Source organism: Pseudomonas sp. Pseusp16 (assembly GCF_047324915.1).
Taxonomy (GTDB): Bacteria; Pseudomonadota; Gammaproteobacteria; order Pseudomonadales; family Pseudomonadaceae; genus Aquipseudomonas; species Aquipseudomonas fluorescens_CD.
On the sequence record NZ_CP168522.1, the window covers coordinates 4,813,561 to 4,825,691 of the forward strand.

Genomic DNA, 12,131 nt, shown 5'->3' on the forward strand with positions numbered 1-12,131 from the left:
GAAGACTATCGTTGGCAGCTACCCGCAAAGGTCTGACGCCAATGAATTTGCAGGACACGCCTTCACTGGCCCCCACTCCCGTCGAGTTGCCGCGGCCGACATCCACGCCCGGCGAACCGTTCAAGGAAACCGCCCCGGACGGCTTCATCCTCGGCGGCTTCACCTGGCGGCACCCTTCTCAGGACGCCGCTCGCCCGGTCGTTATCATCAATGCCGCCACCTCGGTCCGTTGCCGCCATTACTCGCGCTTTGCCGACTACCTGTTCGCCCACGGCTTCGATGTCATCACCTATGACTACCGCGGCATCGGCGAGTCGCGGCCAGGATCGCTCAAGGGGCTTCAAGCCTCGTGGTCCGATTGGGGCGCGCTGGATTTCGAGGCGATGCTCAGGCGCGCACAGCGCGAATTCCCCGGGCAGCCGATCAATGTGGTCGGCCACAGCTTTGGAGGCTGTGCAGCGGGCCTGGGAGCCTCCGGACAACTAATCCGGCGCCTGGTGACGGTCGGCGCACAATTCGCTTACTGGCGCGACTATGCGCCCGCTCATCGCTGGCGGATGTTCGGCAAGTGGCATGTGGTGATGCCGCTGGTGACGATGCTGTGCGGCTACTTCCCCGGCAAACGACTCGGCTGGCTGGAAGACACACCTGCCGGTGTAGTCCGCGACTGGAGCACGCCCACCGCTCGCTACGAGAAGCGCCCCAGCGGCCAGGGCATCCATGTCAGAAACTTCGCTGCCGTCACCGCAAAAGCCCTGGCCATCAGCATCAGCGACGATCCCTATGGCACGATCCCGGCGATCGAACGCCTGCTCGCCTACTTCACCGGCAGCACAAACACCCACCTGCGCATAGCCCCCGAAGACATCGGCGAAAAAGAAGTTGGGCATTTCGCCTTTTTTCGCAGCGCATACCAAGCCACACTATGGCCCATTGCATTGTCCTGGCTGCAAAACGGCGAGCTGGCCCCCGGCACACCCGGGCGAACGGTGCCACGCAGCTGAGCCACCCGCCCCTTTCAACGAATTACGGAACAACACCCATGGCCTCCGCCAACAAACAGCAGAAACGCGCCTCCCGCGCCAAGGCCAAGGCCAAACAGAACCGCACCCAGCGGGCTGCCGCGCCGGTCGAACTGGACCCGAACGATGATCGCATCGACTTCGAATCGGTGGACCTGACCGAACTGTTCAAGAAAATGATCGACGCCGAAAAGACCAGTCAGCAAGCCATGTGCACGGCCTTCCTCGAAGACCCATTGCTGGAACTGGTGTACGAGCAGGAAGGCGAAGAAGGCGCGATGGACTTCATCCTTGCCGCGCTGATCGAGTATCGCCAATGGTCCACTGAAACCGACGAGGCTGGCGCCCTGGCGTGGATCGAATCACCGGCCTTCCAGGCTGACTACGTGGCGGCGTCCGACGCCATTGCCGCGCAAACCCAACAGAAACCGAACTGAGTTCCCATGGCCTCCCTGAACAAGCAACAGAAACGCGCCAAGCGCGCAAAAGCCAAAGCCAAGCAAATCCGCATGGTCGGCCGTAAATCCCTGGCACTGGACAACGACCTGGATCTCCCGGAGCCGATCCCGGAATACACCCTGGCGATGTTCAGCAAAATGCGTGACGCGGAAGCCATCAGCCGCAGCGAAATGCTCTCCGTGCTGTTGACGAATCTGGCCTTCATCATCATCGACCATCCAGAACTGCTTGACATGGAAAACGCCGACGACGAAGGCATGGCCGCCACCCACCTGGCCGCCGACATGCTGATCGACTACCGCATGTGGGCCGACGGCATGGACCGCGACGCCGCCCAGGCATGGCTGACCGACCCGCAGTTCATTGCCGACTTCGGCGACGCACTGGACGTCTACCGCCAGACGCTGGATACGCCGGAAGAAAAAGCCGAGTAAAGGTTACGCCTCAAACAAAAACGGCCGCTTGTCATCACTGACAGCGGCCGTTTTATTTATTACGTGTAGGAGGACGCACATCCGCTGAAATGTATATCCCATTGACATATCCCACCTGGAATCTATCCTTTCTCAGTACTCATAATGATCCAGGAGGCTAAATATGGAGCAGACCACCCTTTTCATGAGCAACAGGAGTCAGGCTGTTCGCCTTCCAAAGGCCGTTGCGATGCCTGGCGACGTCAAGCGGGTGGATGTTATCGCCATTGGCAGGGCGCGCATCATCACGCCCGCTGGAGAAAGCTGGGACAGTTGGTTCGATGGAGAGAGCGTCACTTCAGACTTCATGAATGATCGCGAACAACCCGCCGATCAGGAACGTGAAGCGCTCTGATGATTAAATTCATGCTCGACACCAACATCTGCATTTTCACCATCAAGAACAAACCACCCGTCGTACGCGAGGCCTTCAATCGCCATCACGATCAATTGTGCATCAGTGCTGTCACGTTGATGGAGCTGATCTACGGAGCTGAAAAATCCGCAGCTCCCGAGAAAAACCTGGCGATCATTGAGGGATTTGCAGCCCGTCTTGAAGTCTTGCCTTTCGATAATGATGCTGCCGCGCACACCGGGATGATTCGGTCGGAGTTGGCGAAGGCAGGAACACCTATAGGGCCGTATGACCAAATGATTGCCGGGCACGCGCGTTCCCGCGGCTTCATTGTGGTGACGAACAACGTCAGGGAGTTTGATCGGATCCCGGGATTGCGCGTTGAAGACTGGGTTAATCCCGAGTAAGTCTGCCCCAGAAACCAAAACGGCCGCTTGTCATCACTGACAGCGGCCGTTTTGCGTTACGCGGTATGAATCAGTTCAACACCACCGCGCCACTTTTTTCCAGCTTGCGACGGCGAGCCACGATCAAGCCAGCTGCCACCACCAACACGCTGAGCAAACCGGTCGCGAGGATTTCCACACGATGGGCTTCCTGGAACAGCATGATGGTCAGGGCACCAACGATGAATGCGATCACCGCGTAGGTCAGGCCCGGGAACAGCCACATGCTGAAGACGATTTTCTCACCACGAGCCATACGCTGTTTGCGCATGCGCAGTTGCGAAATCGCGATCACCAGGTACACCAGCAGCGCGATGGCGCCGGAGCTGGCCAGCAGGAACTCGAACACCGCCGCCGGGGCCACGTAGTTGGCGAAGGTCGCCAGGAACGCTGCGCCAGTGGACAACATCACCGCCCAGTATGGCGTGCCGCTTTTGTTGGTGCGGGTGGACATGGCCGGCGCATCGCCGCGCTTGCCCAGGGAGAACAGCATCCGCGACGAGGTGTAGAGCGCCGAGTTCAGGCAGCTGGTCACAGCGACCAGTACCACGATGTCGACGATCATCTTGGCGTTAGGGATGCCCATGCGTTCAAGCACAGTCTGGTAGGAACCCAGGCTTGCCAGTACCGGGTCGTTCCAAGGCACCAGGGCTACGACGATGAAGATCGATACGAGGTAGAACAGGCCGATCCGCCAGATCACCGAGTTGGTGGCCTTGGAGATTTGCTTGCCAGGGTTCTTCGATTCCGCGGCCGCGATGGTCACGATTTCGGTGCCCATGAAGGAGAACATGGTGGTCAGGATGGCACCCAACACCGCGCCCATACCGTTTGGCAGGAAGCCCTGGGTGTCGAACAGGTGGGAAACGCCGCTGACCTGGCTACCCGGCAGGAAGCCGAAGATCGCCATGAGGCCCACAACAATGAAACCGATGATCGCCAACACTTTGATCAGGGCAAACCAGAACTCGAATTCACCGTAGTTCTTCACGCTGAACAGGTTGGTCACGGTCAACAGCATGGTGATGACCAGGGCGAAGGCCCAGATGTCCACACCAGGGAACCAGGCGTGCAGGATGGTCGCGGCGGCGTTGGCTTCCAACGGGATCACCAGGACCCAGAACCACCAGTAGAGCCAGCCGATGGTGAAACCGGCCCAGTGACCGATCGCGCGATCGGCATAAGTCGAGAACGAGCCGGTGTCCGGCGATGCAATCGCCATTTCACCGAGCATGCGCATCACCAACACCACCAGCATGCCGGCGGCAGCGTAGGCCAACAGCACGGCCGGGCCTGCGGCCGCGATGGCGTGACCCGAGCCGACGAACAGGCCGGCACCGATAACCCCGGCAATCGACAGCATGGTCACATGACGCGGTTTGAGCCCCTGTTCGAGGCCGTTAGAGCTTTGGGTACTGCTCATTGAAACTACCTTTGTAAGGAAAAGCGAATGCGTGCATCCCGTTTGGATGTCCTTCTTGTAAAAAGAAACCAACGGGGTGTTCCGGAATCTGCACGCAATAATTGCGCCAAAATGTTTCAAAAGCGTCTACCCCGGCGATTTCGACTCGACCGGACAGTCATCGCAAGCCCTTGAAATCAATGGCACTTTGCCAGAACGTTACCCTGCGACCCACTTTTTGAACGAAATTGCGCACCGGAAACACATCTAAAAACGACACGACGCACGATAAAAGTGCGGATCTGCCACGTTCGGCCGGATAGCGCTTCCAACCCCCCGCCAAAGCTGGCAACATCGCGCCCTTTTTTGCGACAGCCACCGCGCTTTTTATCGACAGGCAAGGTTCAAACGGCTGTTCGGTTGTTGATGGGGCGACAGTCTGCTGCGCCGATGCGACAACCTGCCACACGCCAGCCGTTTACCGTCCGTAGCGCTGTTGGCTGCCATTGAAACGCTATGCTAGGTTGGCCGCCTCGCCAGTAAGGCCGCCAACAGCAGGAGCGCAACATATATGAGGAACGCACATGGCTGAGGCCACGCCCGCGCTTGAAATCCGCAACTTGCACAAACGCTACGGTTCGCTGGAGGTGCTCAAGGGCATCTCGCTGACCGCCCGCGACGGCGACGTGATCTCGATCCTGGGTTCTTCCGGCTCCGGCAAGTCCACGTTCCTGCGTTGCATCAACCTGCTGGAAAACCCGCACCAGGGCCAGATCCTGGTCGCCGGCGAAGAACTCAAGCTCAAGGCCGCGAAGAACGGTGAACTGGTGGCCGCCGACGGCAAGCAGATCAATCGCCTGCGCAGCGAAATCGGTTTTGTGTTTCAAAACTTTAACCTGTGGCCGCACATGAGCGTGCTCGACAACATCATCGAAGCCCCGCGCCGCGTGCTCGGCCAGAGCAAGGCCGAAGCCATTGAGGTTGCCGAAGCCCTGCTGGCCAAGGTCGGCATCGCCGACAAGCGCCATGCCTACCCCGCGCAACTGTCCGGTGGCCAGCAACAACGGGCGGCGATTGCCCGCACCCTGGCCATGCAGCCCAAAGTCATCCTGTTCGATGAGCCGACCTCCGCGCTTGACCCGGAAATGGTCCAGGAAGTACTTAATGTCATCCGCGCACTGGCCGAAGAAGGCCGCACCATGCTGCTGGTGACCCACGAGATGGGCTTCGCCCGCCAGGTCTCCAGCGAAGTGGTGTTCCTCCACCAGGGCCTGGTAGAAGAGCAAGGATCGCCACAGCAGGTGTTTGAAAACCCGCTTTCGGCACGCTGCAAACAATTCATGTCCAGCAACCGCTAACGGAGCTACCCACATGCAGATGTACAAAAAGGTCTTCCTGGCTGCCGCCGTCACCCTGGCGTTCAGCGCCGGTGCCATGGCCGAAACCCTGAAGATGGGCATCGAAGCGGCTTACCCGCCGTTCAACAATAAAGATGCCAGTGGCAATGTCGTCGGCTTCGACAAAGAGATCGGCGACGCCCTGTGCGCCAAGATGAAAGTCGAGTGCACCGTGGTCACCTCCGACTGGGACGGCATCATCCCGGCCCTGAACGCCAAGAAGTTCGACTTCCTGATCTCCTCGATGTCGATCACCGACGAGCGCAAGCAAGCGGTGGACTTCACCGACCCGTACTACTCCAACAAGCTGCAGTTCATCGCCAAGAAAGACGTCGACTTCAAGACCGACAAGGATGCGCTCAAGGGCAAAGTGATCGGCGCCCAGCGCGCGACCCTGGCCGGCACCTGGCTCGAAGACAACATGCCGGGCGTTGAAACCAAACTCTATGACACCCAGGAAAACGCTTACCTCGACCTGACTTCGGGTCGTCTGGACGGCATCCTGGCTGACAAGTACGTCAACTACGAGTGGCTGAAAAGCGACGCTGGCCGTGGCTACGAGTTCAAGGGCGATCCGGTGGAAGAAAGCGACAAGATCGGTATTGCCGTGCGCAAGAAGGACCCGATCCGCGAGAAGCTGAACGCCGCGCTGAAAGAAATCGTCGCTGATGGCACCTACAAGAAAATCAACGACAAGTACTTCCCGTTCAGCATCTATTGATTCTGACCTGCCGGACCGACGCCGCCTTGTGACGGCGCCGGTCCCCGGCCTTGCCTGCCGCGATTTGAAAAGAAATCCATGATTATCGACCTCTACGGATTCGGCCCGGCGCTCGCCGCTGGCGCGCTGATGACTGTGAAACTGGCGCTCTCGGCCCTATGCCTGGGGCTGGTGCTCGGTCTGCTCGGCGCCTTGGCCAAGACTTCCCCGTACAAGCCACTGCAATGGCTTGGCGGCACCTATTCGACCCTGGTTCGCGGCATCCCGGAATTGCTCTGGGTGCTGTTGATCTACTTCGGCACGGTCAACCTGATGCGTGCCCTGGGCGAGTTCTTCGGCAACCCCGACCTTGAACTCAATGCCTTTGCCGCCGGCGTGATTGCACTGGGCCTGTGCTTTGGCGCCTACGCCACGGAAGTGTTTCGTGGCGCGATCCTCGCCATTCCCAAGGGTCACCGTGAAGCAGGCGTGGCGTTGGGCCTGTCGAAATTGCGCATCTTCACCCGGCTGATCATGCCGCAGATGTGGCGCATCGCCCTGCCCGGCCTGGGCAACCTGTTCATGATCCTGATGAAAGACACGGCGCTGGTGTCGGTGATCGGCCTGGAAGAAATCATGCGTCACGCGCAAATCGGCGTGACCGTCTCCAAACAACCGTTCACCTTCTATATGGTGGCCGCGTTCATGTACCTGGGCCTGACGATTCTGGCCATGACCGGTATGCACTTCATGGAAAAACGCGCCGCTCGCGGCTTCGCGAGGAGCGCCCAATGAACTGGGAAGTCATCATCAAGTGGCTGCCGAAGCTGGCCCAGGGCGCAACGCTGACCCTGGAACTGGTGGCCATCGCCGTGATTGCCGGATTGCTGCTGGCCATTCCGCTGGGCATTGCCCGTTCGTCGCGGCTGTGGTGGGTGCGGGCATTTCCCTACGGCTACATCTTCTTTTTCCGCGGCACGCCGCTGCTGGTTCAACTGTTCCTGGTCTACTACGGCCTGGCGCAGTTCGACGTGATCCGTAACAGCTCGATGTGGCCGTACCTGCGCGATCCGTTCTGGTGCGCCACGGCGACCATGACCCTGCACACCGCCGCCTACATTGCGGAAATCCTGCGCGGCGCCATTCAGGCGATTCCACCGGGCGAGATCGAAGCGGCACGGGCGCTGGGCATGTCCAAACCCAAAGCGCTGTTCTACATCATGCTGCCGCGCGCCGCGCGCATCGGCCTGCCGGCCTACAGCAACGAAGTGATCCTGATGCTCAAGGCCAGTGCCCTGGCCAGCACCGTGACCTTGCTGGAACTGACCGGCATGGCCCGCACCATCATTGCCCGGACCTACCTGCCGGTGGAGATCTTCTTCGCCGCGGGCATGTTCTACCTGCTGATGGCCTATGTGCTGGTGCGTGGCTTCAAGTTGCTGGAGCGCTGGTTGCGCGTCGATGCCTGCCAAGGGCGTTGATAGCTGCGTGTTGACGGGCGAGGCGCTACTCGCCCGCTTCACTGCGCTGGATGCTTTTCTCACAGAGCATCAGGCGTTGTGGAAACCTCGCCCGTTCACTTATCTGCAACTACCTTGGGAAGCGTCCTACCCGGAGCTGGCCGCATGGCTACGCGGGCGAACGCTGGAAGACGCCGAAAACGCTCACAACCAGCCGGCTCTACTGCACGCACCCGAACCCTTTGCATCGCTGGCAACGAAGTCCGTTGCTTTGAGTGCCGTGGATGAATTGCCTGCACGCACGCTCGAAGCGGCAGGCCATCGATTGAACGTCGATGTGCCAGGGCGCAAATGGCAACAGATCGAAGCATTCGCCAGCCGGTTGCAGTTTTCCGAGGCACCGCAGCATTGGCTGGACTGGTGCTCGGGCAAGGGACACCTGGGGCGCCGCCTGCTGCAACCGGGGCAGCAACTGACATGTCTGGAATACGACCCGGCCCTGGTAACCAGCGGCCAGGCACTCAGCCAGCGCCATCATCTGCACGCGCTACATATTGAACAGGATGTGCTCGCGGCAAATGCAGCCTCTTTACTGAGTGCGTATCACACGCCCGTCGCGCTTCACGCCTGCGGTGATTTGCATGTGCGGCTGATTCAACTCGCCAGCGCGAAAGGCTGCAAACAACTCGCCATAGCCCCGTGCTGCTACAACCGGATCAGTCTTGCCGAATACTCGCCGATTTCCTCGGCCGCCCAAGGCTCCGGCTTACAGCTTTCCCTCGACGACCTCGCGTTGCCCATGAGCGAAACCGTTACCGCCGGTGCCCGCGTGCGACGTCAACGCGACACCTCCATGGCCCGGCGCCTGGGCTTCGACTTGCTGCAACGGCAACTGCGCGGCATTGACGAGTATTTGCCAACCCCTTCCCTGCCCAGTGCCTGGCTGGATACACCCTTCGCCGATTACTGCCATCATCTGGCCGCACTCAAAGAGTTATCCACAATCGGCCCGCAAGATTGGCCAGCCCTCGAAGCTGCCGGTTGGCAGCGACTGGCCGAGGTGCGCAACCTTGAGCTATTACGCGGACTTTTCCGACGTCCGCTGGAGCTTTGGCTGGTCCTTGACCGGGCACTTTTCCTCGCCGAACAGGGCTACAGCGTCCGCGTCGGCACCTTCTGCAAAACCCCGCTCACGCCGCGCAATTTTCTGCTCCTGGCCGAACGCGCTTAAACACGCCCAGCCTGTGGATAACTCTGTTGATGGAATTATCGTGGATCCAAGATTCATGCCAGTTTCAGGGCAAAAACAATACTGTTCATTTTTTGTACACACGGATAAAAAATCGAAAAAACAGGCATTTGCGGACAAATGAGAACAACTCCACAAATTCGGCCTAAACCCAGTGCACTTCCAATGGCATTGTGCATAAGCATTTAATGAAAACGACATAAACGCCTAATCCCGGACCTCGGACAGGGGGATTTGCACCCTCTCATGACTCTTGTTATACACACACGCAAGGGCGCCAGCAGCGCGGCCACGAACAAGAACATTCTTCCGACAGGATGCGCCAGTGACGTTCATTTCCTACGCACAGAACTTCGAAGACATACGCCTGTGGCGCGCCCTCAAAACCGTCGAGAACGGCTTCTACATCGACGTCGGGGCAAACGACCCCACCCATGACTCGGTCACCAAGGCGTTCTATGACCATGGCTGGACCGGCATCAACGTCGAACCGATGCCCAACTACTACCAAGCCCTGTGCCAGCAACGCCCCAAAGACACCAACCTGCAATGTGTGGCCGGCGAAAGCGCCGACAGCCTGACCTTCTACGGCATCGCCGGCACCGGCCTCTCGACCGCCGACCCGGCCATGGCGCAAATGCACAAAGACGCCGGCATGGACGTGCGCAGCCAGACCGTCCAATCCCGCACCCTGACCTCCATCTGCGAAGAACACGCCCGGGGCCGTGACATTCACTTCCTGAAGATCGACGTCGAAGGCCACGAAGAGACCGTCCTGCGCGGCATGGACTTCACCCGGTGGCGGCCATGGGTGATCCTCATCGAGACCCCATGGGAGCGCGACCAGACCTGGGAAACCCTCGTCACCGGCGCCGGCTACCAGCCCATCCTGTTCGACGGCATCAACACCTACTACCTCGCCGAAGAACACCTGAACCTCAAACCCGCCTTCGACATCCCGCCATGCAACCTGGACGAGTTCCAGTTCTGCAAAGGCCACAACTTCAGCCACCCCGTCGGCGACGCCGAACAGCAACTCGCCGCCGCCCTGCAACGCGCCGAACAGGCCGAAGCACAGCTGCGCGCAATGCAAAACAGTCGAGCCTGGCGAGCCATTCAGAAACTCAAGAAAACCCTGCTGCGCGCCTGACCTGAAGCCCGCGCAAAAATAGTCAAAATTCAGGGGTTTACAGAAGCCAACCAATCGCTATAATCGTCGCCCTGACACGCCGGTATAGCTCAGATGGTAGAGCAACTGACTTGTAATCAGTAGGTCCCGGGTTCGATTCCTGGTGCCGGCACCATACAAAACAAAGCCCCTGCAGAAATGCAGGGGCTTTGTTGTTTCCGGGGTTTGGCAAAACGCTTTTAGTGCCCCGCGCTCTGACCACCGTCCACGTGCAGGATTTCGCCAGTGACGAACTTGGCGCCGTCCAGATACACGACCGCTTGCGCAATATCATCGATCTCGCCCATGTGCCCGACCGGGTGCAGGTTGCCCAGCGCTGCGTGGGTTTCTTCGCCGTGCATCGGGGTCTTGATGATGCCTGGGCTGACCGCGTTCACCCGGATCCCGCGCTTGGCGTATTCGATGGCCAGGGATTTGGTTGCCGCGTTGAGCCCGCCCTTGGTCAGCGAAGCCAATACCGATGGCACGCCGTCGATGGCGTGGTCCACCAGGCTGGTGGTGATGTTGACGACGTGGCCGCTGCCCTGTTTTTCCATCTCGGCGATGGCGAGTTGAGTGATGTAGAAGAAGCCATTGACGTTCACCGACAGCACATTGGCGTAGTCTTCCGCGGTGTACGCAGTGAACGGCTTGGCGATGAAGATCCCGGCGTTGTTGACCAGGGTATCGATGCGACCGAAACGGGAAATCGCTTCACGGATGACGCGCTGGGCGGTTTCCGGTTCGCCGATGTCGCCGGCCACGGTGAGAATGTCCGGATCGGTGGACGGTTTGATCGAGCGCGAAGTGGCGACGATGCGGTAGCCGAGTTCACGAAAGGCTTTGACCATACCGTCGCCAAGACCCTGGGATGCGCCGGTGATTACAATGACTTTTTTCGAAATGCTCATGATGAAGACCTCTGAAAATTAAAAGTGGGGTAGAAAATCTGTAATCAGGCTTCGGCCGGTGCCTTGGCCATTTGTCGCAACATCTGTTCGTAGTACTCGACCGATTGCGAACCGGACACCAGGTGGCGACCGTTCAGCACCATGGCCGGGACCGAATTGATGCCGCGCTGCCGGTAGTACTCTTCAAGTTCTCGCACCTCTTCTGCGAACGCGCCGGACGCCAGCACCTCTTGTGCACTTGCCCCATCCAGCCCCGCTTCAATCGCCAGACGCACCAGCGTCGACTGATCACTCGGGTTCTGGCCTTCGCTGAAGTAGGCCTGCAGCAGCACCCTCTTCAACTCGACTTGCCGCCCTTCCTGCAACGCCCACAGCAACAAACGGTGTGCATCGAAGGTGTTGTAGAAATGCGTGCGTTTCTCCAGATCGAATTTGAAGCCGATGGCCTCGCCGCGAGCGATCTGCATGGCCTTGCCGGCGGCGACGTCGGCGGCCGTTCTTCCGTACTTGCGCATCAAGTGCTCGACCGCTTGTTCACCTTCGGCCGGCATATCCGGGTTCAACTCGAACGGCTTGTAGGTCAGCTCGACCGAGATGTCCCCGGCCACGTTCTCGATCGCTTGCTCCAGCGCCGTCGCCCCCAGTGCGCACCAGGGGCACACCACATCGGAGATGAAATCGATGGTGACGGACGACGTCATGATTTCCCCTCCGCCTCGGCCAGTTGCTTGCGGTACTGGGTGGTGGTGATTCCGGCGTAACCCCAGTTATCGGTGTCGACTTCCTCGATCACGATGTGGGTCAGGTCAGGGCGTTTGTTGAGGACGCGTTCCAGTGTTTCAGTGATCTCGGCAATCACCTGAGCTTTCTGCTCAGTGGTAACGCCATCGCGGGTGATGCGTACGCTTACGAAAGGCATGAGGGAAACTCCAGTGACCTTCCCGTCGGGATGATGGGAGAGGCGTTGGAGCTCAATTTATGGAGTTTGCTGGAAGGGATAAAGGTGGGAGCGGGAACTTCATTCGTTACGTGGTGTAATGATTACGCTGTGAAAAAAGCCCCGGCCCGGGCGTAATGCTGTTCGGTTAA

General features: G+C 59.4%; 16 protein-coding genes and 1 tRNA gene. 12 read left to right on the top strand and 5 right to left on the bottom strand.

Going from position 1 to position 12,131, the window contains the following annotated elements; genetic code table 11:
• Nucleotides 1-41 precede the first annotated feature (41 nt).
• The 5 genes from ACEN8Q_RS21805 (at nucleotide 42) to vapC (ending at nucleotide 2,716) form a co-directional block, all read left to right on the top strand.
• Nucleotides 42-1,004, top strand: a complete 963-nt coding sequence (locus ACEN8Q_RS21805; RefSeq protein ID WP_413423429.1) for an alpha/beta fold hydrolase — start codon at nucleotides 42-44, stop codon at nucleotides 1,002-1,004.
• Between the two features lie 38 nt (nucleotides 1,005-1,042).
• Nucleotides 1,043-1,459: a hypothetical protein gene (locus ACEN8Q_RS21810; protein ID WP_368556556.1), complete on the top strand. Its 417-nt coding sequence runs from the start codon at nucleotides 1,043-1,045 to the stop codon at nucleotides 1,457-1,459.
• A gap of 6 nt (nucleotides 1,460-1,465) precedes the next feature.
• Nucleotides 1,466-1,915: a hypothetical protein gene (locus ACEN8Q_RS21815; protein ID WP_413423431.1), complete on the top strand. Its 450-nt coding sequence runs from the start codon at nucleotides 1,466-1,468 to the stop codon at nucleotides 1,913-1,915.
• 163 nt (nucleotides 1,916-2,078) lie between these two features.
• Complete coding sequence (gene vapB / locus ACEN8Q_RS21820; RefSeq protein ID WP_413423433.1) at nucleotides 2,079-2,309, top strand: type II toxin-antitoxin system VapB family antitoxin; 231 nt, start codon at nucleotides 2,079-2,081, stop codon at nucleotides 2,307-2,309.
• Complete coding sequence (vapC, locus tag ACEN8Q_RS21825) at nucleotides 2,309-2,716, top strand: type II toxin-antitoxin system tRNA(fMet)-specific endonuclease VapC (RefSeq protein WP_413423435.1); 408 nt, start codon at nucleotides 2,309-2,311, stop codon at nucleotides 2,714-2,716. Before vapB ends, vapC begins: the two co-directional genes overlap by 1 nt.
• 70 nt (nucleotides 2,717-2,786) lie before the next feature.
• Here vapC and gabP read toward each other — a convergent pair whose 3' ends face one another.
• Both gabP and ACEN8Q_RS21835 read right to left on the bottom strand, forming a co-directional pair.
• A complete protein-coding gene (gene gabP, locus ACEN8Q_RS21830; protein ID WP_413423437.1) occupies nucleotides 2,787-4,178 on the bottom strand; it encodes a GABA permease in 1,392 nt (463 codons plus the stop codon).
• A 157-nt stretch (nucleotides 4,179-4,335) separates the two neighbouring features.
• A complete protein-coding gene (locus ACEN8Q_RS21835) occupies nucleotides 4,336-4,626 on the bottom strand; it encodes a hypothetical protein (protein WP_413423439.1) in 291 nt (96 codons plus the stop codon).
• A gap of 115 nt (nucleotides 4,627-4,741) precedes the next feature.
• Between ACEN8Q_RS21835 and ACEN8Q_RS21840 the strand changes: the two genes are divergently transcribed.
• The 7 genes from ACEN8Q_RS21840 to ACEN8Q_RS21870 all read left to right on the top strand — a co-directional run bounded on the left by ACEN8Q_RS21840 (nucleotide 4,742) and on the right by ACEN8Q_RS21870 (nucleotide 10,267).
• Nucleotides 4,742-5,515, top strand: a complete 774-nt coding sequence (locus ACEN8Q_RS21840; RefSeq protein WP_007972784.1) for an ABC transporter ATP-binding protein — start codon at nucleotides 4,742-4,744, stop codon at nucleotides 5,513-5,515.
• A 13-nt stretch (nucleotides 5,516-5,528) separates the two neighbouring features.
• Complete coding sequence (locus ACEN8Q_RS21845) at nucleotides 5,529-6,275, top strand: ABC transporter substrate-binding protein (protein ID WP_111286715.1); 747 nt, start codon at nucleotides 5,529-5,531, stop codon at nucleotides 6,273-6,275.
• A gap of 78 nt (nucleotides 6,276-6,353) precedes the next feature.
• The gene (locus ACEN8Q_RS21850) at nucleotides 6,354-7,049 is read left to right on the top strand and encodes an ABC transporter permease (protein WP_085717865.1); all 696 of its coding nucleotides are present in this window, start codon (nucleotides 6,354-6,356) and stop codon (nucleotides 7,047-7,049) included.
• The gene (locus tag ACEN8Q_RS21855) at nucleotides 7,046-7,735 is read left to right on the top strand and encodes an ABC transporter permease (protein ID WP_413423442.1); all 690 of its coding nucleotides are present in this window, start codon (nucleotides 7,046-7,048) and stop codon (nucleotides 7,733-7,735) included. Before ACEN8Q_RS21850 ends, ACEN8Q_RS21855 begins: the two co-directional genes overlap by 4 nt.
• Nucleotides 7,716-8,945 carry a methyltransferase gene (locus tag ACEN8Q_RS21860; RefSeq protein ID WP_413703731.1) on the top strand — a complete coding sequence of 410 codons (1,230 nt, stop codon included), beginning with the start codon at nucleotides 7,716-7,718 and terminating at the stop codon, nucleotides 8,943-8,945. Before ACEN8Q_RS21855 ends, ACEN8Q_RS21860 begins: the two co-directional genes overlap by 20 nt.
• 343 nt (nucleotides 8,946-9,288) lie before the next feature.
• Complete coding sequence (locus ACEN8Q_RS21865) at nucleotides 9,289-10,113, top strand: FkbM family methyltransferase (RefSeq protein ID WP_413703732.1); 825 nt, start codon at nucleotides 9,289-9,291, stop codon at nucleotides 10,111-10,113.
• 78 nt (nucleotides 10,114-10,191) lie between these two features.
• A tRNA-Thr gene (locus ACEN8Q_RS21870) sits at nucleotides 10,192-10,267 on the top strand.
• Nucleotides 10,268-10,331: 64 nt separating this feature from the next.
• Here the strand turns inward: ACEN8Q_RS21870 and ACEN8Q_RS21875 are convergent.
• From ACEN8Q_RS21875 to ACEN8Q_RS21885, 3 genes are read right to left on the bottom strand one after another with little or no spacing between them, the layout of a single operon-like run.
• Nucleotides 10,332-11,042: an SDR family NAD(P)-dependent oxidoreductase gene (locus ACEN8Q_RS21875; protein ID WP_057712436.1), complete on the bottom strand. Its 711-nt coding sequence runs from the start codon at nucleotides 11,040-11,042 to the stop codon at nucleotides 10,332-10,334.
• Nucleotides 11,043-11,086: 44 nt separating this feature from the next.
• Nucleotides 11,087-11,743: a DsbA family oxidoreductase gene (locus ACEN8Q_RS21880; protein WP_413423461.1), complete on the bottom strand. Its 657-nt coding sequence runs from the start codon at nucleotides 11,741-11,743 to the stop codon at nucleotides 11,087-11,089.
• Nucleotides 11,740-11,961 (bottom strand): tautomerase family protein, encoded by a 222-nt coding sequence (locus ACEN8Q_RS21885; protein ID WP_111286693.1) that lies wholly within the window; start codon nucleotides 11,959-11,961, stop codon nucleotides 11,740-11,742. The genes ACEN8Q_RS21880 and ACEN8Q_RS21885 overlap by 4 nt, the downstream gene beginning before the upstream one ends.
• Nucleotides 11,962-12,131 lie beyond the last annotated feature (170 nt).

Bases quoted from the DNA above. Each gene is read 5' to 3' on its own strand.
- ACEN8Q_RS21805 (WP_413423429.1), top strand. From the start codon at position 42: ATGAATTTGCAGGACACGCCTTCACTGGCCCCCACTCCCGTCGAGTTG.
- ACEN8Q_RS21810 (WP_368556556.1), top strand. From the start codon at position 1,043: ATGGCCTCCGCCAACAAACAGCAGAAACGCGCCTCCCGCGCCAAGGCC.
- ACEN8Q_RS21815 (WP_413423431.1), top strand. From the start codon at position 1,466: ATGGCCTCCCTGAACAAGCAACAGAAACGCGCCAAGCGCGCAAAAGCC.
- vapB (WP_413423433.1), top strand. From the start codon at position 2,079: ATGGAGCAGACCACCCTTTTCATGAGCAACAGGAGTCAGGCTGTTCGC.
- vapC (WP_413423435.1), top strand. From the start codon at position 2,309: ATGATTAAATTCATGCTCGACACCAACATCTGCATTTTCACCATCAAG.
- gabP (WP_413423437.1), bottom strand. From the start codon at position 4,178: ATGAGCAGTACCCAAAGCTCTAACGGCCTCGAACAGGGGCTCAAACCG.
- ACEN8Q_RS21840 (WP_007972784.1), top strand. From the start codon at position 4,742: ATGGCTGAGGCCACGCCCGCGCTTGAAATCCGCAACTTGCACAAACGC.
- ACEN8Q_RS21845 (WP_111286715.1), top strand. From the start codon at position 5,529: ATGCAGATGTACAAAAAGGTCTTCCTGGCTGCCGCCGTCACCCTGGCG.
- ACEN8Q_RS21850 (WP_085717865.1), top strand. From the start codon at position 6,354: ATGATTATCGACCTCTACGGATTCGGCCCGGCGCTCGCCGCTGGCGCG.
- ACEN8Q_RS21855 (WP_413423442.1), top strand. From the start codon at position 7,046: ATGAACTGGGAAGTCATCATCAAGTGGCTGCCGAAGCTGGCCCAGGGC.
- ACEN8Q_RS21860 (WP_413703731.1), top strand. From the start codon at position 7,716: ATGCCTGCCAAGGGCGTTGATAGCTGCGTGTTGACGGGCGAGGCGCTA.
- ACEN8Q_RS21875 (WP_057712436.1), bottom strand. From the start codon at position 11,042: ATGAGCATTTCGAAAAAAGTCATTGTAATCACCGGCGCATCCCAGGGT.
- ACEN8Q_RS21880 (WP_413423461.1), bottom strand. From the start codon at position 11,743: ATGACGTCGTCCGTCACCATCGATTTCATCTCCGATGTGGTGTGCCCC.
- ACEN8Q_RS21885 (WP_111286693.1), bottom strand. From the start codon at position 11,961: ATGCCTTTCGTAAGCGTACGCATCACCCGCGATGGCGTTACCACTGAG.